Origin of the sequence: Pengzhenrongella sp., from assembly GCF_036565025.1 — a bacterium.
GTDB lineage: Bacteria > Actinomycetota > Actinomycetes > Actinomycetales > Cellulomonadaceae > Pengzhenrongella.
The window spans coordinates 1-20,000 of sequence record NZ_DATCNW010000471.1; the positions used below are offsets into that span (position 1 = coordinate 1).

Below are 20,000 nucleotides of genomic sequence, written 5' to 3' on the forward strand. Positions count from 1 at the left end.
GGTGAGTCCGTTGAGCTGACGAGCCGGCCGGTGATGGTCAGCAGTGGGCAGATCTCATGGCCATCACCGGGCAGTTTTCGTGACCGTCACTGGGCAGGGTTTAAGACCGCCTCTGGGCAGATCCCCATGGCCCTTGACACGAGTCAGCGCCCAACTCGGGCCCGTCATCGCTACGCACGTCCACGCAATCGATCCTGACCTCTCCTTCGAGACAGGCGCCGGACGGGTTGCCCGCCACCTCCTGGTCGTGGCGGCCGCAGGCAACCCGGATGTGCGGGACGCTGCGCGCCGTTGGCTGGCTGCCGCACCTTTCGCCGACGACGCGTTCGAGTATGCGGATGCCCGCCAGCCGGTAGCCGACCCCGCGGGCGTATCAATCGCGTTCGAGGATCATCCGGTCGTTGACCTCGCGTCCGCGATGGTTGTCACCACGATCGCGAGTGGAAAGATCCATCTCGCGATGAGCCACCCCGCGTTCGCCTCTCTACCCGACGATGCCCAGGCCCAGATCTCTTTCCTGTTCCTTGACGCTCTGCTGGGTGAGGAGGCCGTCGAGCGCTGGATCGGGGAGGTCACGTGGACGCCGACTCACAGCGCACGAGCTGTACCCCTCCTCGAACTGCCCGCACTCATCGACCGGGCAATGTAGCGTCCGCAAGTCCGTTCAACCGGCCGTGAGAGCTGCAGAACACGTTCAAGCACAGCGGGCTACTCGCGACGACGATCTCGGGCAGAATCTTCGACATGCCCGAAGGACAGACCGGTTGGCCATCCAGATCCGCAGTCGAGGCGGTCTGGCGTGCGGTCGCGAATGGCGAACAGACCCGTGAAGACGCCCACGTGTGGACCCTGCCCTGGGTCGAACCTTGGGTGGTGGACGGGCCTGCTCGTGATACGGGTCCGAGTGAGGCGCTGGTGGAGTCGGGCCTCCAGCACATCCATGGGCTCTCTATGGCGTACAACCCCGAAACACCGCATCTCATCCACGATGGCCCGCCTGGGATTTACGTCCGGACGCTCGACATGGTCCGAGCAGACCTCGAGAAGTGGATCGATGACTGCAGGCGGTACGACGAGAACCCGGAAGAGTTTCGCCGTCTCGCATGGGAGTTGGCGCGTCCCTACGTGGAAGCCGAGCGGGCCAAGCAGAGGCGACAAAGCGAAGCTGGAGAGCCTGACACGGGCCTCGCCTGAATGAGACATGCTGCGGACATGGATGAGCACGCGAAGCGGGTCTGCTCGCCGCTCGTGCGAGCCTGGACCGAGTTCGAGAGTGATGGCGCGAGCCTGCTCGACCTTTCGCGCCTCGCCAAACAGGCGTCCCGCTGACGCGAATTCACTCGTCGGACGCTCACGGTTAGTGAACCGTGGTTTACTAACCGGATGCCTCGACCTAGAGCTGTGAGCGACGAGGATCTCCTCGGTCGGATCGACAGCGCACTCTCGACACGATCCGGGGCCGGGGCGTGGAGTCTGCACGATGTCGCGCCCGCGGCCGGGATCAGTCCAGCGGGCCTCATCAAGAGGTTCGGGTCGAAAGAGGGCTTGCTCCATGCCCTCGCACGCAGGTGGATCGAGCTTGTACCGACTGCCGCCCGCGCCGAGGCGCGGCCAGAGGACGAGCTGCGCGCGTACGTGACCGCTGCGTTTGGTGCGCCGTCTTCGGCCGCTGCGGTCTTCGCCCTCAGTGAGTTGTTGGGAGATCTCCTCTCGCCGGAATCAACCGTCCTGCTTCGCGAGGGATGGGCCAAGCAGGCCCGCTACCTCGGATTGCTCCTCCAGGGACTGGAACTGCCGCGGCTCGAGAACCCACACCAGGGCGCACTCCTACTTCTCGATGCTCTCCATGGAGCGCTGTACCGGCACGCCGCTGAACTTGAACCCACAACCACCACCGACACCCTCGATCACTTACTGAAAGCGTGGAAATGACTGACACTCGTCACTGGCAGGGCTGCGTATTCATCGGCGTAAGCCTCGATGGCTTCATTGCGCGCCCGGACGGCAACCTCGACTGGCTTACCGCGCCGACGGTCCGGCAGCACATCGCGCCAGAGACGACCGCGCCGGCGCTCGTTTGGGAGACATTCTTCCCGACCGTCGACCCCCTCGTCATGGGACGCAGCACCTACGAGACCGTCCTCGGTTTCGATGAATGGCCCTTCGACGACAAAACCGTCATAGTCCTGAGCACCACACTCCGAACTGAGGACCCGCGGGTCACCGTAGCGTCGTCACTTGACGAAGCTCAGCGCCTCCTCGCCATGCACGACGCACAGCGCGTGTATATCGACGGTGGGCGCACGATCCAGTCGTTCCTCTCCGCCGGGCTTGTCGACGAGCTCACCGTATCCATCGCCCCGGTCCTCATCGGCAGTGGTAGCCGACTCTTCGGAGACCTTGACCACGATGTGCTCCTCACCCTCCGCGGCACACACGCGACCGGGGATGACGGCATGGTCCGCATCACGTATGCCGTGGCTACCCGATGAGATGAGGGTCTTGAGGTTCAGAATCCACGCTCTGAGCCCGGGAAATCACCCGAAATGCGAACAAAGAACGCTGGACACGCGTGCGCCGGGCGCGGGACGATCACGCCGGATGACCTCAACGGCGAGAGGAACGCATCATGGCAGCGCTTCAGGAGAAAGACGTCGCACTGAGCACGTATCGGCACTTGCGCATGGTCCTGGTCGCGCTTCCGATGCTGATGTTGACCGCCTCCGTGGGCACGTTCATGACGACCGGGACAATTCAGGGGTCGATCAGCGCGTACTACGGGGGCCCGCTGCGCGATGTGTTTGTCGGGATGCTCGTCGGGCTGGCAGTCTGCCTGGTGGCCTACAAAGGCGCACCGGTTGAGGACTATGCGCTGAACATGGCCGGCTTCTACGCGCTCTTCGTGGCGTTCGTGCCGTTCCCCGGATATCTCAGTTCGCTGTCGCCGGCCGCGCGCGACGCAGCGATTCTCGGGGTCAGGATCGTGGCGGTCTCGGTAGTTCTCGTCGTCGCGGCGTTCCTGGTCGTGGAGAAGCGCTCGGGGCATTGGGCGGGTGAGACGCTGACCGCGAGGGGGTGGAAGACCCAGCTGTTCTACCGGGTTTCGCAGGGCATGTCCGTCGGCTACCTGGTGCTTCTCGGCTACCGCACCTTCCTCGAGGCGCCCACAACGTTCGACTGGATCCACCCCGTGTCCGCGGTCTTCCTCATCATCAGCCTGACCGTCGCCGTGGCCACCCATGGGTGGCCGGCCGCGGCCGGTGAAGAGGAGCCGCCCGAACCTCACCTGGGCTGGTACCGGGGGCTTGTGCTGCTCATGACGGTCGGTGTGGGTGTGGCCTTCGCCCTGGCCTCCTGGCTGTGGTTCGACCACCGGACGCTCGTCGTCGAATGGTGGGAGGTCACCTTCTTCGCCGTGTTCTGGGCCCGGGAGACGGTCCTGAACTGGAACCCGCCCCGCGGAACTGCCACCACGACTGCCGGCGCAGGCGGGACCGGGACCGAGCCGGAGCCAGAGCCGCAGCACCAGTCGCAGTCGGTGTAGCCCGCGCGGCAGTTCCTCGACAGAAGCCGTGCGTAGCGGACGGTCCTGAAAGTGCGCGTGGCCACCCGATTCCCTCGTGGCCCTGATGGCTCGCGGGTACGTTGGGCACACCAGCCCCGATGACGGAGGTGTCGCCCGATGTTGTACAACCTGGCGTCCCTGCTCGAGGACAGTGCGGGCAAATTCTCCGAACGCGACGCGATCGTCTTCGGGGACGCACGCATGACCTACGCCCGGCTCGACGGCGCCGCCAACCAGGTTGCCAATCTGCTGGTCTCTCGGGGGATCGCGCCGGGGGACAAGGTGGCACTGAGCTGCCCGAATCTCCCGTACTTCACCGTCGTCTACTTCGGGATCCTGAAAGCAGGGGCGACCGTGGTGCCGCTCAACGTGCTGCTGAAGGGGCGCGAGGTGGCCTACCACCTGAGCGACTCGGAGGCGAAGGCCTACTTCTGCTTCCAGGGCACGCCCGCATTGCCGATCGGGGCCGAGGGTCACGCCGGGTTCGGGCAGGTCGAGTCGTGCGAGCACTTCTTCGCGATCACCGCCGACCCCGCTGCCCCGTCGTCGATCGACGGCACCGAGACGATGGGTGAGGCCACGTCCGCACAGCCGGCGACCTTCGATTCCGTGGCCACCGACGAGGACGACACCGCGGTGATCCTCTACACGTCCGGCACGACCGGGCGCCCCAAGGGTGCCGAGCTGCGGCACCGCAACATGCGTGACAACGCACTGGCCTGCGGTGCGTTGTTCCATGTGGACGCCGACGCCCCGGACACCTACCTGTGCGTGCTCCCGCTGTTCCACTCCTTCGGGCAGACCGTGATCCAGAACGCCGCCTGCGCCTTCGGCGGCACCGTCGTCATGCTGCCGCGCTTCGAGGCCGGCCCGGCGCTGGACCTGATGCTGAAGGCGGATGTGACGTTCTTTGCCGGCGTCCCGACGATGTACTGGGCCCTGCTCGGCGCTCTGGAGGAGGGCGTCGACATCTCCTCGATCGCGAAGCACCTCCGGATCGCCGTCTCCGGCGGCGCCGCGCTGCCCGTGGAGGTCCACAAGAACTTCGAGCGGAGGTTCGGCGTGACCATCCTTGAGGGGTATGGCCTGTCCGAGACGTCGCCGGTCGCGAGCTTCAGCAGGTACGGCGAGCCGGCGCGGGCCGGCTCCATCGGGGTGCCGATCCCCGGCGTGCAGATGAAGCTGATCGACCCGGTCGGCTGGTCGGAGATCAAGGATTCACCCGAAGCGATCGGGGAGATCGCGATCAAGGGCCACAACGTCATGAAGGGCTACTTCAACCGTCCCGACGCGAGCGTGGAGGCCATCCAGGACGGGTGGTTCCGGACGGGCGACCTCGCGCGGCGGGACGAGGACGGCTGGTACTACATCGTCGATCGGTCCAAGGACATGATCATCCGCAACGGCTACAACGTGTACCCCCGCGAGATCGAGGAGGTCCTGCTGACCCACCCGGCGGTCTCGTTGGCCGCGGTGATCGGGGTGCCGGACGAGAGTCACGGCGAGGAGATCAAGGCGTACGTCATCCTCGAGAAGAACGCCTCGGTCACCCCCGACGAGCTGATCGCCTGGGGCCACGAGCAGATGGCCTCCTACAAGTACCCCCGGATGGTCAAGATCGTCGAGTCCCTGCCGACAACCGCGACAGGAAAGATCCTCAAGCGCAAGCTCACCTGAGGTACGACCCCTCGACGTCCCCGGCTCCGATGGCTGCCGTCATTGTTGTGAAGCGGCAGGTGTTGGTGCGCTCGGCGATCAGTCTCGGGGTGCTGCTCGCGATCGTCGCGCTCGGCTACCTGGCGGCTGACCGGGAGCTGGTTTCGGTGGGGCTGTTCACGGTTCTCTTCGGCGGAATCGGTTGGGTCATGCTGTTTCCGGCCTGGGTGTTTCAACCTTGGGACCGGTCGGTTTCCCCGGGCCCTCCCGGTGAGGTCATCGTGTTGCCGGAGCACAGGGGCGGCGGCGCCCAAGGGCGCCCGGCAGCTGAGTTCACGCCCGAGCAAGAACCGCCCGTCGCGGCGGCCTGAGGTCAGCGTCGATCGCGGCCCGATGCGCGACGGCGGGGTCCTGTCGCCCGGCGCCTGGTTGGTGGGGGATCGTGTCCATGGAGGTCACCGGGGCGCACCACTTTCGCTTCGAAGCACGCGACTACGAATGGGAGCATGCGCGAGATCCCGACGGTGTTGAGCTGACGGTCGACGTCTCGATCGGAGCCGGGTCTGTTGACGGGGCCCGGGTCCAGTGTCGGATTCCCGGTAGGGATCGTCCCGTCTCCGTCGGTGGCGTGAGCGGACCGCTTCCCGATGTCAGACGACGCGCTGAGCTGCAGATCTGGACCGGGTGGAATGACCGAGTTCCGGGGACCTACTACCTCGCGATGTTCACGGAGCCGATAGTGAGCGTCCGCGCCGACTTTGAGGACGGCACATCGGTGACGCAGCGCGGAGCAGACGCCGATGGGCTCTTGGTCGCGGGCGGGGTCGTTCCGGCAGACACCGGCCTGGCTGGCATTGTGGGTCTGAACCGTTCGAACGAGATCGTCGAGTATGGACGGCGATGAACGGGCGGCAACAGGCCACCTTTCACGGACTCTCGCTGGGGCGTGGACCGACAAATATCAACGGCCCGGGTAGTGCGTTGGTGCTCGCCGTTCGAAGTTGAGCACCCCTGAGGGCCGCCGATCGAGGCGTACCGAAGGAAAGAGGTCCCGGTGCGGACCTGTCGCCGCCGTCATGATTGACCCCGTGACCAACCACTACCCGCCCGCCGAGGAGTCCCTCGAGCCGGTCGAGCTCATTCGTCAGTCCGGCGTCGTGCTGCGCACCGGCCAGCTCATGCTGTCTGCCGGAACCGGCAGCTACCGGGTCAAGAGCGCGATGAGCCGCGTGGCCCGCGCCGTCGGGCTGGACCGGAACAGCGCGCACGTGACCCTCACCGAGATCACCGCGACCTCGCACCGCGGGCCGATCTTCCGGACCGAGGTGACCGAGGTGCGCTCGATCGGGGTGAACTCCGACCGGCTCGCCGAGCTCGAGCACCTGACCCACACGCTGCCGGAGAAGATCTCGGTGAACGAGGTCACCGCCGAGCTGGACCGGATCGAGCGCAAGGCGCCGCTGTACCCGCCGCTGCTCAACGCCCTGTGGTCGGCGATCGCATGCGGGGCGTTCGCATTCCTGAACAACGGCGGGCCGATCGAGATCGCCGGCGTCCTGCTCGGCGCGGGGGCCGGGCAGTTCGTGCGCCGGGCGTTCGCGCACCGGGGCTACAACCAGTTCGGCACGGCGATGATCGCCGCGGCGGTGGCCTCGCTCGGGTACCTCGGCCTCGTCGTCGGGCTGGAGCACCTGGGGGTGGTCAACGCCCGGCACGAGGTCGGGTACGTCTCGGCGGTGCTCTTCCTCATCCCCGGCTTCCCGCTCGTCACCGCGGCCCTCGACCTGGCGAAGTTCGACTTCAGCGCCGGGATCGCCCGGTTGACGTACGCCCTGATGATCCTGGTCTCCGCCGCGCTGAGCCTGTGGGCCGTGTCGTCGATCGCGGGGCTGAGTCCCGACCTGACCGCGCCGATCCAGCTCGCGCCGGTCGCCCTGCTGACGTTCCGGCTGATCGCCAGCTTCCTGGGCGTGCTCGGGTTCGCGCTGCTGTTCAACAGCCCGGGCCGGATGGCGCTGACCGCGGCGAGCATCGGCATGATCGCGAACGTCGTGCGGATCGAGCTGATCGACGTCGGCGCGGTACCGCAGGCGGCCGCTGCGGCGGCGAGCCTGATCGTCGGGCTGCTCGCGGCCTGGTGGGCGCCGCGCGTCGGGGTCCCGCGGATCACCGTCTCGGTGCCGGCGGTCGTCATCATGGTGCCGGGTGCCACGGCCTACCGGGCGATCTTCCACCTCAGCAACGGCGACACGACGCAGGCCCTCGCGTTCGGCGTCCAGGCGGCCCTCGTGGTGACCGCGATCGCCATCGGACTGGCCGTCGCGCGCATGCTGACGGACCGCGCCTGGGCCTTCGAAGTGTGACGTTGCCCGCCTTCGGCGCGACGTTTTGCGGCGCGGTCTGCCAGGCGGGTAACCTGTCTCCGCCTGGAGATGTCGCATAGTCCGGTCTAGTGCGCGACCCTGCTAAGGTCGTGAAGGGGTAACCCTTCCGTGGGTTCAAATCCCACCGTCTCCGCATCGCACGGCCCCGATTCCCAGGTGGGATCGGGGCCCTGCCGCTTTTTGGGTGTTCGACGGCAGTTTCGGCTGCCGGCAGGTTTCAGTTTGGGGGAACGGCCTCCGGGACGCTATCCTCAACTCCGGCCCGCAAAGGTCGACGTACGCGCCCGTAGCTCAACGGATAGAGCATCTGACTACGGATCAGAAGGTTGGGGGTTCGAATCCCTTCGGGCGCACTTCGTTTGGAACGGCAGTACAGCAGGTCAGAGCCCCGCCCGAGATGATCGAGCGGGGTTTTCTGTATCCGGATCGGCATCCTTGCTAACGCTCTTGCTAACAGCCCCGCTCAAACGTGCCCCAGTCGGGAGCATGGCCGAGGCGAACACGTCGGCCACCCGGACCGCGTCCTCGTGCAGAACGTGGGCGTAGACCCGCAACGTGATCGACGGGTCAGCGTGGCCCAACCTCGCGGCGACGACGTGCACCGGCACCCCGGCGAGAAGCAGGATCGTCGCGTGCACATGCCGCAGATCATGGAGGCGCGCGTGCGGCAATGGAACGGCGGGAGCGGATCCCTCGCGGGGAGAGTTGTACTGCTCGATGAAGCGGGGGACGAGCTGCGAGACGGTGTCGGGGTAGATCGGTAGCCCGAGGTTGCGCGTGAACACCAGATTGCCCGGTGCCCAGTCCGGTCCGGCGACCAACCGGTCAGCGTTCTGACGCGCCCGATGAGCACGAAGCACGGCGACGGTGCCCGCGTCCAGGGTGACGGTGCGCTCCCGCCCGCCCTTGGTCGTTCCCTCGACCCGAACCCCGGCGATGACAGCCGTCGTCCCACGGATGCGGATGCGACTCGCGTCGAGGTCCACGTCCGGCCAACGCAGATTGAGAAGTTCCCCCCGGCGACCACCCGAGAACGCCGCCAGCCGGAAGAACGGGAAGAGTCGGTGCTGCTCGGCCACCGCCAAGAACGCCGAGAGTTCGTCCCCCGACCACACCGTCCGAGGTCCGAGCGGCTCCCGTCGAGGACGCATGGCCCGATCAACGGGATTCGACGTGAGCACCTGGTCAACGCGCACCGCATCGTTCAGGGCCTTGCGCAAGATCGCGTGAACGTAGTCCACCGTCCGGCGAGACAGGCCCTGCCCCCGTACCCCGCCGGTGTCGAGCAGGTCCCGGTCCAACTTCGTGAACATCGCGGGCTGGAGCGCCTGGACTCGTTGGTGGCCGATGCTGGGCACGACGTAGCGGTCCAGGAGGTCGCGATAGCCGGCCAAGGTCTGCGGCTTGATCTCCACCGCGTGCATGTCCAGCCACTGGGGCAGGTACTGCGCCAACGTCATGCGACTGCGGTCGACGTATTCACCTCGCGCCGCCTTCACCCGCGCCTCGTCCCGTGCCTTCTTCGCCGCCTTCTCCGTCGGAAACCCGCCGACCCAGCGTGGACGACTCTTACCTGTTGTGGGGTCCGTGACCCGGATGACGTAGGACCAGGTGGCGCCGCGCTTCACGAGCCCATCGCGCACGCCCGTCACGCCGCCTCTGTCGCCAGCGAGTCCACGAAGATCCGCAGGTCATTCGCGCGAACACGACGGCATCCGTCCACCTTGACCGACGGCAGCACGCCCGACCGGACGAGTTCGAATGTCTTCGAGCGGCTCACGCCGAGGAATTCCGCAGCCTCGGTCATCCGGTACAGCAGTCGTTCCATGATTCCTACCTCTGATTAGGCCGCGTCGGCGGCGGTGGGTGGTGTTGCCGAAAGGTCGTCCACAGGTGGTGACCCGGCGCGCATCGTGGTTTTGGCGTGGTCGTATTGGGCTCGCCAGGCGCGGCGTTGGACGACGGCGGCGACGATGACGTTGGTGTATTCGCCCGGGTCGATGTTGGCGTCGTCCCAGACGAAGCGGGGCCTGCCGTCGGTGTGCAGGACGTCGGCGGCGCACCGGTCGGTCTCAGGCGCCTCGATGCCAGCGGCCGTGAGGGTTTCCCGGACGACGGCGGCGCGGTCCGCGCGGTGCTCGGTGAGGGTCTTGCCGGACCACTTCCGCGAGACCAGGACGCGGCGCCCGCCGAGGCCGAGGTTCTCCCGGTCGTGGGCGCGGCCGGTGCAGTGTCCGGGGACGAGGCCGGGTCCGGGCTGGTCGGGCTGGACGCCGTACCGGAGCCAGTTCGCGCACGTCGGGGTGCAGGGCAGGTAGCGGACCTCGGCGTGCATGCGGTCGATGTGCGCCTCGAGGTCCCAGTCGATCGGCTCGTCGTCGTCGGTGGCTCCGCCGTGGGATGTCGCGACGGACTTCGTGAGGTACTTGGTCAGGTACCGCACGGCCCGGTCGGCGTCGGGTGAGGGGGCGATGATGCCCTTGACGTCGACCTGCGTGCCGAACCGGACCACGTGGGCGGGGCGGGTGGAGGGGTCGGCTTCCAGCTCGTCGTCCAACTGCGCCAACGCCTGCGCCCAGGTGGGCAGCGCAAGGCCCGTTTCGGGGCACCGGTAGCAGCCCACGCCGTCACCGTCTGCCCCTTCGGTGTCCCACCACGGCAGGCGCTCGGCGTCGTCGTAGACGGGGGTTTCGTGGGCGGGCCACCAGACCTGCGCGTACGTGGCCTTGGTGACGGCCCGGATCGTCGCGCGGGGAATGGCGCCACGGATCGCGGCGTGCAGGTGCGGGGCGAGGCGCTTCTGGGGCTCGATGACGGCGAAGTACTGGACCTTGTAGCCAGCGCAGCGGCGCAGGTTCTGCACCCACCGGTCCACGACCTTCGGGAAGTGGATCGCGTCGAGCGCGGCGCGCCGGTAGTCGTAGGTCCCGGGGTGCACGGGCACACCACGCCCGGGGATCACGCGACCGTAGGACGCAAGGGTGAGGGTGATGAACATCGAGGGCCTGTAGGTCTTGCCCGACGGCGCGGTGAACTGCTGTCCGACGGTCCGGGCGTCCATCGGCAGACGCGGCAGGTCCGGGGCGTCCTGACGACGGCGAGTCGAGCGCACGCGACGGGCACCGTCCTCAGCGTCGGGGTCGTCGTCGCCCTGGTCCTCATCGTCGTTCTCATCGGCGGGTTCGGGGTCGGGGGTCTCTTCGGTGAGGTGCCAGCCTTCGGCGCACTGCTGCATCCGCAGGGCACGGGCTCGCTTCGAGCAGGACGGGCACCGGGACTCCCGCGTCGAGCCGCAGGGAATCGGCACGGTCGAGGTGTGGCCGGTGGCCCGGTCGGTCACGGTCCGCATCACCGGCCGCACGCACACTCCCTCGGCCACAGCCAGTTCCCGGGCCATCGAGTCGGAGATCTGGAAGGTGTTCCCGTCGGGGCCGTTCACGCGACATCCTCGAAGTCCCAGAGCGAGAGCTGCGTGCCGTGATCGGTCGCGACGAGCGGCAGCGCGCGGTTGCGAGGGCGCCGGTTGGCGGTGGTGGAAAGGCCGGCGCGCTCGTGCGGTGCGGTGCCACCCCAGACGCCGAAATCCTCACCCCGCGCGAGAGCGAGCGCCAGGCACGCGGCGATCACGGGGCAGCCCGCGCACAACGCCCGGGCATCGGTCTCGGCTTGTGCGAGGTCGAAGACCACCTCGTCGTCCCCGAACCAGTCATCGGGCGTGGACGACCCGGCGCACTTGCCGTCCTCGTTGACGAGCGCCGCCAGGTCGGCAACGTCCTCGATCCGGGTTTGCGTGGTGGTGCTCATGCCGCTTCCTCGCTGTTCTGGTCGGGTCCACCGGTGCCGCGTTCGACGGCCCGCACGATGGCTTGCTCGGTCGGTGCAGCAGCGCCAACCGCTGGCAGTGCGATGAGCCGAGCGACCTGACCCGGGGCGTGCCGAGTGGCGCGCGCGGCGAGGTCGGTATCGGTGAGGTGGGTGAAGCGCACCCGGACCGGCTCGCGAACCCCGTCGAGGCTCACGTACCCGACCCCAGGCAGACCCTCGGGGATCTCGTCGCACCGAGCCCCGCGTTCCCGAGCACCCGGCCCGAAGACCAGGGCGACCTGAGCGGCGTCCGTGAGGCGCAGCCCGACCCGGGTCGGGAACAGGTCCCGCAGGTCCACCACGTCCTTGCGGGGGTCCTGCACCGACCCGATCACCGTGACGCCCACGGCGCGGCCCTGGGAGAGCAGCAGCGCGAGCGCGGCGGCGATGCGCTTCTTCACGTCGCGGTCCTGCACGTAGGCGGTGAGGCTCGCGAGTTCGTCGATGACTATGACGATGAGGGGTTCGGCGGCGGTCGGGGTGTGCAGACGGGTGACGCCGCGGGAAAGGCTCTGACGGCGGCGCATCACGAGCACCTGGTCTTCCAGGGCGTCGGCGAACTCCGCTTCGAACGCCGTCCCGGTGTCGGGGTCCCCGAACACGAACCGGGAGAACATCGCCCGCCCGAGGGCCAGTTCCATCCCGCCCTTGGGGTCCAGGGCGATGACCTTGACGAGCCCGGAGCCGATCGCAGGACCGAGCGCCGCGAGGATCGACCAGATCACCGAGCCCTTGCCCGCACCGGTCGCCCCGACGATCAGCAGGTGGGCGCCCAGCAGCCGCAGCCGATAGACCACCCCGTCCTCACCGAGCGCCACCGGCAACGAGGACAGGTCCACCGCGTCGTCTGGGGTCGTGGTGAACGGGGCCACCGGCTCGACCAGCGGGTCCCGGACCAGGAGCCAGAGGACCAGGTGGTGCGGGTGGCCCGGGACCGCGCGAACGCGGCACTCGTTGACGCCGAACGTCTGAGCCAGCCCTTCCGCGACATCGGCCCAGGAATCGACGGTCTGCCCGGGGAGCATCCGCACTTGCACGAGGTCCACGAACCCGGTCGAGCGCACCGCGACGAGACGGGGCAGGTGCTCGGCCCGGTCGTAACGGATCGTCAGACCACCGGTCACCATCGCGAGAGGCCAGTGATCCCGGTAGACCCGCGAGGCCCGCCACAGGCCGCGCACACGCCAGGCCACGACCGGTGTGAAGGTGGACGGCCACCGCGCCCGCCAGAGCGCGAGCAGCCCCGCGAGAACCACCACCAGGACCGCGACGACGAGGCGCACGGAGCCGTTGCGGACCATCACGACGGCCAGCACGACCAGGCCCGTGCAGATCCAGTGCCGGGCCAGGTAGGCCAGCCCCGCGCCGATCCGGCCCAGGAGCCACGCCCCGATGACCGCCGAGAGCGGGACCCGAACCTTGGCGATGTTCAACCGGATCGGGGAACGGTCGCCGTGGTCCTCGATCACCCGGCCCCCACCCATGCGCATCATGACGCCACCGCGAACGGCGCGAACGGGTGATCGTCGGCCAACTCCTGGGCGGTCGCCCGGGCGGAGAAGACGCGGACCTCGCACCCCAGCGCCGGGTGATGACCCGCGTAGGTCGTCAAGGTCGGTGCGTGGCCGAACTCGACCAGGCCCATGCGCTGGGCCAGCAGGCGCGCGGCCCGCCAGTCGTCGGTCTGAACGGTGACCCGGACCCCGGTCGAAGACGAGTTGCCCGTGAGGGAGCAGACCGGAACGTCCCCGACTGCGCGGGCAACGCCGAGGATGGTCGCAGCTAGTGCAGCGGCGCTCGGCTCGGCGGCGCTCACAGTGAGGTCACCTGGCCCCACGCCCAGGAACCGACCGAGGAGAGCGCCGCAGTCACGGCGGGACCTGCCGGGGTCGCGCCCAGGACAACCCCGAACACGACACAGATCAGTGCTTCGACGAACTGGACCCGGCGGGAGCGGATCAATGCGAACACCGCCAGGGCCAACAACGCCGCCGTCACCACCACGCTCATGACCCGGCCCCCGCTCAGGCAGCAGCCGACGAGCCAGAGCCCGACGACGCGGTCGACGGCTGGTCACCCTTGCCCGGAGCGCGCATCGCATCGGCCTTGAACGACCACGCGATCCGCGCGAAGTTCCCGTTGTCATCGATGTACGGCAGCGCCGACAGACCATCGAAGACGACCAGCGTGAACGGCATCCCACCCTGGGGAGCAGGCGGGACCGGCTGGACCTTGCCCGACAACTTCACCGACACCGTGCGCGACTTCTTCGCCGCCTCCGGGTCCGCGTCCAACACGTCCACCGACCACAGCGGCATCCCGGTGTCCTTGTCCAACTGCTGAACCTTGCTCTCCTTGGTCGAACGCTCGAAGTCCGAGACCGGCGTCACCGGAGACACCAGGTACGCCCCATGCCCGAAAACCTCGTCGTGCCCGATCCGGAACCGCTTGGCAATCGCCATGTCATCCACCTCATGTTTAGGGGCCTAAACCCGACTGGCCCTCGTTGCCCACTGCGTAGTTGAGGGGGCTAAACAGAGACTAGCCACCTGGCCAGCAGTCGTCAAGGGGCCTAAACTTTCGGCCGTGGCAATCGACGAATTTGATCTGGTGCGCGGTGAGGTTGACCCGCTGCGCCGAGCCCGTCGCGCCACCGACCTGGTTGCCCTGTATCAGCAGCGCAGCGTCGAGCTCGCGCGCCTGCGCCGAACGGCCATCGAGGAAGCTGTCCGGGAACGAGGCATCACGTACACCGTCGCCGCCCAGGCGGCCGGGATCTCCAAGAGCCGCGTGTCCCAGCAACGCAAGGGCGGACCACCGACCGCGCGCGTCCTGTTCGGCGTCGGGCCGGTCACCGTTGCCGTGCCCACCCGGGCCATGCCGGACAGGTTCCTGCCGGTCATCTCGGCGGAAGACAGCATCGCGGCCGAGCAGATGAGCGACCTGCTTCGGTCATACGGCTTCATCGTGAACCAGTTCCACATCCCGACCGATGGGCAGTGGCGACCTACCGGCGATGTCGTGGCTATCTGCGGTCCCAAGTCCTCATCCGTCACGGCCGACGCGCTGAAGGCTGACCCGATGCTCGACTTCACCACCGACGCGGCCGGTCGATGGGTCATCACCGACAGGAAGGCCGGCGCGGTGTGGGGTTCCCCGATGGACAACGACCCGACCGAGCGCACGGACGTCGCCTACATCGGTCGCATCCGGACCGACGAAGCGAACGTGTTTCTCATCGCAGGGGTACACGCCATTGGCTCGGTCGGTGCGATCCATCACCTATCGACACCCGGCACGGCCGAATCCTTGTACGCCGCAGTCGGTGAAGCGCCGTTCTCGGCTGTCGTTCGCTCGACCTTCGACGGAGCGACGATCACCGACACGGACTACGCCGTCCCGCCCCGAGTCCACTCGTGATCGTTGATGCCGCGACCCTGGCCGGAGGTGCGAACAACCAGGACGCCTACGCCGTCGTAGGTCGGGCACTTGTCGTCCTCGACGGGGCTTCCGCGTTCCCTCCGGTACGGCCCGAGCGCGACGGCGGGTGGTACGCCCGCACCCTGCGCGACGCGATCCGCGAGAGGCTCCCCGAGTCTGATCACTCCCTCGCCCGCATCCTCGCGGATTCCATCGCTCAAGTCCGCGACGACTACGAGCTGCGGCCCGGCGGACCATCCAGCACCGTCGTCATGGCCCGGGTCAACATCGACACAGTCGACGTCCTGGTGCTCGGAGATTCAACGCTCGTCATCCAACACCCCGACGACACGTGCACCGCGATCATCGACGACCGGCTAGCCCAGGTCGCAAAGGCGAAGCGCAAGGGATACCGCGAGCAGCTACGCGACGGTGGCGGATACGACGACGAACACGTGCAACGGCTTGCAGGTCTTCAAGCAGCCCAACGTCTCGTCCGCAATCAGCCCGGGGGCTACTGGATTGCCGAGAGCGACCCCGCCGCAGCAACCCAGGCGATCAGCCGAACAGTGCCGCTCGACCAGGTCCACGCCCTTCTGCTCCTCACCGACGGAGCAGCCGCAGGCGTCGTGACCTACGGAGCACCGAAGACCTGGCCCGAGCTGGTCCAACAAGTCGACTCAGCCGGTGCGCAGCAGGTTCTCGACGGCCTGCACGAACTCGAGGAAACAGATCCGGCCGGTCAGCGGTGGCCGCGCTCCAAGCCGCACGATGACAAGACGGTGATCCTCGTCCGGGATCTGATCTCGGGAGCCTAGCGACGCGTTCGTCGTGCGTGTCGGCATCGAGGCGTGGGGGGACCTCGGTAGGTTCCGGGCATGGTCGACATTGCTTGGGAAGGCGTACCCAACTGGATCGCGGCGTGCGCCTCGGCGCTCACGCTCGGTGCGGCGCTCGTCGCCGGGTATTTCGCGAGCAAGGCCGCGCATTGGACCAAGAAGCAGGCCGAGGCGACCGACGCTCAGGTCAAGATCGAACAGGCCGCGCTCGAAGTCGCTCGCGAGGATGCGCAACTGGCACGAGACGCTGCGGATTCGCAGCGCGCGGAAACTGACCGGGCGAACCGCCGGCTAGAAGAATCCCGACTGGACCAACTCGCGCCTGTCATCTTTGCGCGCGCAATACCTGGAGGGGCTGAGCCTGAAATCAGCGGGTTCGACCACACTCGGGACGACGGAAGCCCATACCGGACGGGATGGCAGCAAGTTGGGGACCGACTCGAGGTCCCCAAGACCGAAAATGAAGCGTTCCGATTCACGATCAAGATCACCTTTGAGAATATTTCTTCACTACTCGCACGAATCGACATCATCGACGCCACGTTCGGCGAGATGAGTGGGCCGCAAGGCGAATTTAGTGTGCAGCAAGGTGAAGCATTCTATCTTGCTCCAAGCGGGAAACGGGAAATCGTCTGGACTCGGCAAATCGGGTCGCAGGAGCTCTCGGATAGCGAGCCGGCTAACTCGTCCCGACACGCATACTTTGGTCTACGATTCTTAGTTCGCGATGTCGGCATGAATGTCGGTGACGTATATGCGTTTGGCGTCGATCTTCATCTTCGCCACTTCAATCGCGATGGTACGCGACTCATCGTCAAGCGAGATCAGGCATTTCTGTGGACCGAGATTGTGGCCGAGCCAACTGCCAGGCGGCTCTACGGACGCCTTGACGCCGCCTCCGGCCTTGCCGCCACCTCGAGCCCGTAACGAGCCTGAGGTCTCACGAGCTTCAACTGTCCGTCCAATCCACTCTGCCGAATTGACCTCTAAGAGATCAAGGCACGCCTTCGGCGTGCTGGCCGGTCTGCGGGCGGCGCTGCGCGCCGTCCTCGCCCGACCCCGAGCCAGTAGCCGGCCCCGAGGCCGAGTCCTGACGGCGCGCCACCATTGGCCGCCTCGTCGGTCCGACCGACCATCGCCGGGTCTCCCCACTGCCAAGCGGCTGCCGCCCCCCTCCGCTTCGCTCCGGAGGTTGCCACTGAACCGCGTGACCGGCGCACCCAGCCCCTCACCCCGGCGGCCTCCGCGTGCGGCACACGCCCTACGGGCGTTTCGGGTCTGCTTCCGCCCGGGCAAGCAGCACTCGCGCGCCACGCAGTCGCAAGAACATCACCACGGCCAGCGAGAGCCAGATGATGCCGAGCGCGGCGGACTCGCTTCGGAACCAGATCTCTAGGTGATATCCGAGGACGGCGACAACTAACTGGACCGGAACGAGGATCGCGTAGAGCAGGATCATCCAGCGTGTGGCTACGACCTCCCGCGCTACCTTGATGGTGCGGGATCGATCCGGTTCGTCCTGGGGCAGAGTGCCTCGGTGGATGTTGCGGGTGGCCTGTCGCCGTGCCGACCAGGGGACGACAACCGCGGTCTTCGGTTCTTTGATCCTGGCCACCGCCCTTCGACTGCCCTTCGCGGATGCTCTAGCCGGAACGTTGCACTAGGGGGACGCTGTGGCCGAATCATCCGATTCTTGGTACAAGGCGAAATTCTACGCGCGGTCCTGACCGGTCACGGATAGCGGACTCTAGGCCGCTCGGCGGCCGCACCACGCTCACCGAGCACCCCGGACAGGCTTCGGGACGAAGGGGTTCGAGCCTCCGTCTCCACGCGTTGGCCCAGGTGTGGGGCCTCGTCGTGTCTTGGCACCCACGACCGGGGGCACGGATGGGGCACGGGAAGCGCGGCCGTGAGCCAGTTCTAGCTGCTGTGACGGTTCAGCAAGCTGCGCAGGCCGAAAGCGGCGCCGAACCCGACGAGGCAAGCGGCGGCGACGGCGGCGAAGACGGCGAACCCGGCTGTGACGGCGGCTGGGGCGGCCTGGATGTCACAGGTGTCTAGGCCCGGACACGGCTGCGCCAAACCCACCGCACCCGCCGCGAGGCAGGCGACCACGCCGCTGCCGACCGCCACGGCCGCTGTGATCGTCGATCGGATCGCAAACTGAGTTGTCCACCCCAATAGGGCACCGACGGCGATCGCAATCAGCGCGATCGCGATCAGGGATCGCTCGGCTGGTCCGATCGTGTCCACGGACTCCGGCTGCCGGTACGCCCATGCCATTCGGCTCGACACGACGATGCCGACCAGGACCAGGAACGCCGCGCCGATTGCCGCCGCAAGCATCGACGCAGGGCCGATCGCCCCACGTCCCCCGCCGTGAGGATCGCCGACTGAATATCCGTGCCCTGTCACGATCCCAATTATCGTCCCGGCGCCCCAACACGTGCGACGGCCGGCCGGACGAGGATCACAAATCGACGCACCGGCAGGAGCACTGAGGAGCCGGGCCTAGTGCGCGCCGGGGCTGGACCTCGCGGTGTTGGTGGGCGACGTTGGAGTCGGGATCGGTGGAGTTCCGCTTCAACGTCGACGTGGAGGCTGTCTCCGCAGGCCACCATCCTGCAGCACGGTTGGGTGCTAACGCTTCTGCTAACAAGCCGTCCAAACTCGCGCGGACCTGGGTGGACGATTCGGCATCTTCCGCAGCATCGTTGAGCGGCACTCGGCGTCGGCCGGACCCTCCAGGACCGGATGCACGCAACTACGGATCAGAAGGTTGGGGGTTCGAATCCCTTCGGGCGCACAGTGAACGACGAGGCCCTCTCATCAGCGACAGACGCTGTGAGGGGGCCTTTCGTCTGTTCCGTTCCTGCGCGGATGAGTCCGGCGCGCATGCGACGTCGCGAGATCGGCGATCGTCCGGCAGGATCGACCGAATGACGACGACTCCTGTCCCCGTTGACCTGCCCGACGACGCGCCGACCACCGGCATGGTGCGCACGGTCGCCACCATCATCGGGATGATCCTGGCGACGGCGCTGCTGCTCTACGTCATCCTGCAGACCCTCCAGGTCCTCACCTGGATGGTGATCGCCGCGTTCTTCGCGGTGGCTCTCTATTCCACGGTGAACCGCTTTCAGGAGCGCCTGCTGGGCGGCCGCAGGCGTGTGCTGGCAACCCTGGTGGTCTTTCTCGTTCTCGTGCTCGCCCTCCTCGGCCTGCTGACGGCGTTCGCCGTGCCGCTGGCGCGCGAGGGCTCGCGGTTCGCCGGCCAGCTGCCGGACCTCATCGAGCAGGCTCGCACCGGCCGGGGACCGGTCGGCGCCCTGCTCGAGCGCACCAACGCCCTGAACTACGTGCAGGAGAACCAGGACCGCATCAAGGCCATCGCCACCGGGCTGACGTCGCCGGCGGCCGGGGTCCTCAAGGGGGTGGCGACGGGGTTCGCCGCGTTGGCCAGCATCTTCGTGCTGGCGTTCCTGATGGTCCTCGAGGGGCCCAAGATCGTCGACGGCTTCGTCGGCCTGTTCCACTCGGCCACCGGCAAGCGGATGCTGGCCGTCGGCGCGGACTGCGCGCGGTCGGTCACCGGCTACCTCTCCGGAAACCTCCTCATCAGCGTCATCTGCGGCGTCCTGACCTACATCGTGCTCAAGATCGCCGGAGTGCCGTTTGCCGGGCTGATCTCCCTGTTCGTGGCGATCGCCGACCTGGTCCCGCTCGTCGGTGCCACGCTCGGCGCGGTCGTGGCGACCATCGTCGCCGTCGTGCACGCCGTGCCTGCGGGCATCGCCGTCCTCGTCTTCTTCCTGCTCTACCAGCAGCTCGAGAACCACCTGCTGCAGCCGCTGATCCTGTCCCGCACGGTGAGTCTGAACCCGCTCACCGTCATCGTCTCGATCCTGCTCGCCGTGGAGCTGGCGGGCATCCTCGGTGCGCTGCTCGCGATCCCCGCGGCCGGCATGATCCAGGTGATCGCGCGCGACGTGTGGGATCACCGTCTCGGGCGGCCGAAGGCCACGCCGACCGTCGGTGAGGAGCGGACCCCCGCCGACGCCGGGTGAGGCTGGCGCAGGCGCGTCCATCCGGGTGGGCATGCGCTGAGTCAGGACCGCGTCTGGGCGAAGACCCACTCCCGGATGGACTCGATCGCGCACGCACCGGACAGCTTGTCGTCACTCCAGCCGCCGTCGAGCAGCCCTTCTCCACCAAACCTGCAACGTCCGAGCGTTGACGTCCTATAGGACGTCAACGCTCGGACGTTACGGG

23 protein-coding genes and 2 tRNA genes are annotated in these 20,000 nt (G+C 67.5%); 15 read left to right on the forward strand and 10 right to left on the reverse strand.

The features are described 5' to 3' along the window. The first annotated feature begins 247 nt into the window (after positions 1-247). The 11 genes from VIM26_RS26230 to VIM26_RS26280 all read left to right on the forward strand — a co-directional run bounded on the left by VIM26_RS26230 (position 248) and on the right by VIM26_RS26280 (position 7,958). Positions 248-649 carry a hypothetical protein gene (locus VIM26_RS26230; protein ID WP_331956277.1) on the forward strand — a complete coding sequence of 134 codons (402 nt, stop codon included), beginning with the start codon at positions 248-250 and terminating at the stop codon, positions 647-649. 95 nt (positions 650-744) lie between these two features. After that, on the forward strand, positions 745-1,194 hold the full coding sequence (locus VIM26_RS26235) for a hypothetical protein (RefSeq protein ID WP_331956278.1): 450 nt from the start codon (positions 745-747) through the stop codon (positions 1,192-1,194). A 207-nt stretch (positions 1,195-1,401) separates the two neighbouring features. After that, a complete protein-coding gene (locus VIM26_RS26240) occupies positions 1,402-1,932 on the forward strand; it encodes a TetR/AcrR family transcriptional regulator (RefSeq protein WP_331956279.1) in 531 nt (176 codons plus the stop codon). Then, the gene (locus VIM26_RS26245) at positions 1,929-2,492 is read left to right on the forward strand and encodes a dihydrofolate reductase family protein (protein WP_331956280.1); all 564 of its coding nucleotides are present in this window, start codon (positions 1,929-1,931) and stop codon (positions 2,490-2,492) included. Before VIM26_RS26240 ends, VIM26_RS26245 begins: the two co-directional genes overlap by 4 nt. 137 nt (positions 2,493-2,629) lie before the next feature. After that, positions 2,630-3,544, forward strand: coding sequence for a hypothetical protein (locus tag VIM26_RS26250; protein ID WP_331956281.1), 915 nt, complete (start codon positions 2,630-2,632; stop codon positions 3,542-3,544). Positions 3,545-3,682: 138 nt separating this feature from the next. Beyond that, complete coding sequence (locus tag VIM26_RS26255) at positions 3,683-5,242, forward strand: long-chain fatty acid--CoA ligase (protein ID WP_331956282.1); 1,560 nt, start codon at positions 3,683-3,685, stop codon at positions 5,240-5,242. A gap of 29 nt (positions 5,243-5,271) precedes the next feature. Further along, complete coding sequence (locus tag VIM26_RS26260; RefSeq protein ID WP_331956283.1) at positions 5,272-5,592, forward strand: hypothetical protein; 321 nt, start codon at positions 5,272-5,274, stop codon at positions 5,590-5,592. Positions 5,593-5,669: 77 nt separating this feature from the next. Then, positions 5,670-6,125: a hypothetical protein gene (locus VIM26_RS26265; protein ID WP_331956284.1), complete on the forward strand. Its 456-nt coding sequence runs from the start codon at positions 5,670-5,672 to the stop codon at positions 6,123-6,125. Between the two features lie 184 nt (positions 6,126-6,309). Beyond that, positions 6,310-7,584 carry a threonine/serine exporter family protein gene (locus VIM26_RS26270; protein ID WP_331956285.1) on the forward strand — a complete coding sequence of 425 codons (1,275 nt, stop codon included), beginning with the start codon at positions 6,310-6,312 and terminating at the stop codon, positions 7,582-7,584. 65 nt (positions 7,585-7,649) lie between these two features. Next, positions 7,650-7,738, forward strand: a tRNA-Ser gene (locus VIM26_RS26275). A 147-nt stretch (positions 7,739-7,885) separates the two neighbouring features. Then, positions 7,886-7,958, forward strand: a tRNA-Arg gene (locus VIM26_RS26280). 27 nt (positions 7,959-7,985) lie between these two features. Here the strand turns inward: VIM26_RS26280 and VIM26_RS26285 are convergent. The 8 genes from VIM26_RS26285 to VIM26_RS26320 are packed head-to-tail and all read right to left on the reverse strand — an operon-like array spanning position 7,986 to position 13,931. Further along, on the reverse strand, positions 7,986-9,257 hold the full coding sequence (locus VIM26_RS26285) for a tyrosine-type recombinase/integrase (RefSeq protein WP_331956286.1): 1,272 nt from the start codon (positions 9,255-9,257) through the stop codon (positions 7,986-7,988). After that, a complete protein-coding gene (locus tag VIM26_RS26290; protein ID WP_331956287.1) occupies positions 9,254-9,433 on the reverse strand; it encodes a helix-turn-helix domain-containing protein in 180 nt (59 codons plus the stop codon). Before VIM26_RS26290 ends, VIM26_RS26285 begins: the two co-directional genes overlap by 4 nt. Positions 9,434-9,448: 15 nt before the next feature. After that, complete coding sequence (locus VIM26_RS26295) at positions 9,449-11,044, reverse strand: replication initiator (protein ID WP_331956288.1); 1,596 nt, start codon at positions 11,042-11,044, stop codon at positions 9,449-9,451. Further along, positions 11,041-11,409 carry a WhiB family transcriptional regulator gene (locus VIM26_RS26300; protein WP_331956289.1) on the reverse strand — a complete coding sequence of 123 codons (369 nt, stop codon included), beginning with the start codon at positions 11,407-11,409 and terminating at the stop codon, positions 11,041-11,043. The genes VIM26_RS26295 and VIM26_RS26300 overlap by 4 nt, the downstream gene beginning before the upstream one ends. Then, complete coding sequence (locus VIM26_RS26305; protein WP_331956291.1) at positions 11,406-12,962, reverse strand: FtsK/SpoIIIE domain-containing protein; 1,557 nt, start codon at positions 12,960-12,962, stop codon at positions 11,406-11,408. The genes VIM26_RS26300 and VIM26_RS26305 overlap by 4 nt, the downstream gene beginning before the upstream one ends. After that, positions 12,959-13,285, reverse strand: a complete 327-nt coding sequence (locus VIM26_RS26310; protein ID WP_331956292.1) for a hypothetical protein — start codon at positions 13,283-13,285, stop codon at positions 12,959-12,961. The genes VIM26_RS26305 and VIM26_RS26310 overlap by 4 nt, the downstream gene beginning before the upstream one ends. Continuing rightward, positions 13,282-13,479: a hypothetical protein gene (locus VIM26_RS26315; RefSeq protein WP_331956293.1), complete on the reverse strand. Its 198-nt coding sequence runs from the start codon at positions 13,477-13,479 to the stop codon at positions 13,282-13,284. The genes VIM26_RS26310 and VIM26_RS26315 overlap by 4 nt, the downstream gene beginning before the upstream one ends. Before the next feature lie 14 nt (positions 13,480-13,493). Continuing rightward, positions 13,494-13,931 (reverse strand): plasmid replication, integration and excision activator, encoded by a 438-nt coding sequence (locus VIM26_RS26320; protein ID WP_331956294.1) that lies wholly within the window; start codon positions 13,929-13,931, stop codon positions 13,494-13,496. 124 nt (positions 13,932-14,055) lie between these two features. On the opposite strand from VIM26_RS26320, the gene VIM26_RS26325 reads away from it, so the two are divergent. From VIM26_RS26325 to VIM26_RS26335, 3 genes are read left to right on the forward strand one after another with little or no spacing between them, the layout of a single operon-like run. Further along, positions 14,056-14,889, forward strand: coding sequence for a hypothetical protein (locus tag VIM26_RS26325; RefSeq protein WP_331956295.1), 834 nt, complete (start codon positions 14,056-14,058; stop codon positions 14,887-14,889). Beyond that, complete coding sequence (locus VIM26_RS26330; protein WP_331956296.1) at positions 14,886-15,707, forward strand: protein phosphatase 2C domain-containing protein; 822 nt, start codon at positions 14,886-14,888, stop codon at positions 15,705-15,707. The genes VIM26_RS26325 and VIM26_RS26330 overlap by 4 nt, the downstream gene beginning before the upstream one ends. A 60-nt stretch (positions 15,708-15,767) precedes the next feature. Then, positions 15,768-16,655 (forward strand): hypothetical protein, encoded by an 888-nt coding sequence (locus VIM26_RS26335; RefSeq protein WP_331956297.1) that lies wholly within the window; start codon positions 15,768-15,770, stop codon positions 16,653-16,655. A gap of 334 nt (positions 16,656-16,989) precedes the next feature. Here the strand turns inward: VIM26_RS26335 and VIM26_RS26340 are convergent, their stop codons facing one another. Together VIM26_RS26340 and VIM26_RS26345 are read right to left on the reverse strand one after the other, a co-directional pair. After that, positions 16,990-17,187 carry a hypothetical protein gene (locus VIM26_RS26340; RefSeq protein WP_331956299.1) on the reverse strand — a complete coding sequence of 66 codons (198 nt, stop codon included), beginning with the start codon at positions 17,185-17,187 and terminating at the stop codon, positions 16,990-16,992. Positions 17,188-17,648: 461 nt separating this feature from the next. Then, complete coding sequence (locus VIM26_RS26345) at positions 17,649-18,074, reverse strand: hypothetical protein (protein WP_331956300.1); 426 nt, start codon at positions 18,072-18,074, stop codon at positions 17,649-17,651. Positions 18,075-18,667: 593 nt separating this feature from the next. Here VIM26_RS26345 and VIM26_RS26350 point away from each other — a divergent pair. Next, complete coding sequence (locus VIM26_RS26350; RefSeq protein ID WP_331956301.1) at positions 18,668-19,795, forward strand: AI-2E family transporter; 1,128 nt, start codon at positions 18,668-18,670, stop codon at positions 19,793-19,795. The last annotated feature ends 205 nt before the right edge of the window (positions 19,796-20,000 follow it).

Coding starts and splice junctions, on each gene's coding strand:
- VIM26_RS26300 (WP_331956289.1), bottom strand. CDS start 11,409: ATGAGCACCACCACGCAAACCCGGATCGAGGACGTTGCCGACCTGGCG.
- VIM26_RS26320 (WP_331956294.1), bottom strand. CDS start 13,931: ATGGCGATTGCCAAGCGGTTCCGGATCGGGCACGACGAGGTTTTCGGG.
- VIM26_RS26265 (WP_331956284.1), top strand. CDS start 5,670: ATGGAGGTCACCGGGGCGCACCACTTTCGCTTCGAAGCACGCGACTAC.
- VIM26_RS26255 (WP_331956282.1), top strand. CDS start 3,683: ATGTTGTACAACCTGGCGTCCCTGCTCGAGGACAGTGCGGGCAAATTC.
- VIM26_RS26345 (WP_331956300.1), bottom strand. CDS start 18,074: ATGCTTGCGGCGGCAATCGGCGCGGCGTTCCTGGTCCTGGTCGGCATC.
- VIM26_RS26235 (WP_331956278.1), top strand. CDS start 745: ATGCCCGAAGGACAGACCGGTTGGCCATCCAGATCCGCAGTCGAGGCG.
- VIM26_RS26245 (WP_331956280.1), top strand. CDS start 1,929: ATGACTGACACTCGTCACTGGCAGGGCTGCGTATTCATCGGCGTAAGC.
- VIM26_RS26340 (WP_331956299.1), bottom strand. CDS start 17,187: ATGATCCTGCTCTACGCGATCCTCGTTCCGGTCCAGTTAGTTGTCGCC.
- VIM26_RS26260 (WP_331956283.1), top strand. CDS start 5,272: ATGGCTGCCGTCATTGTTGTGAAGCGGCAGGTGTTGGTGCGCTCGGCG.
- VIM26_RS26315 (WP_331956293.1), bottom strand. CDS start 13,479: ATGAGCGTGGTGGTGACGGCGGCGTTGTTGGCCCTGGCGGTGTTCGCA.
- VIM26_RS26335 (WP_331956297.1), top strand. CDS start 15,768: ATGGTCGACATTGCTTGGGAAGGCGTACCCAACTGGATCGCGGCGTGC.
- VIM26_RS26250 (WP_331956281.1), top strand. CDS start 2,630: ATGGCAGCGCTTCAGGAGAAAGACGTCGCACTGAGCACGTATCGGCAC.
- VIM26_RS26350 (WP_331956301.1), top strand. CDS start 18,668: ATGACGACGACTCCTGTCCCCGTTGACCTGCCCGACGACGCGCCGACC.
- VIM26_RS26290 (WP_331956287.1), bottom strand. CDS start 9,433: ATGGAACGACTGCTGTACCGGATGACCGAGGCTGCGGAATTCCTCGGC.
- VIM26_RS26305 (WP_331956291.1), bottom strand. CDS start 12,962: ATGATGCGCATGGGTGGGGGCCGGGTGATCGAGGACCACGGCGACCGT.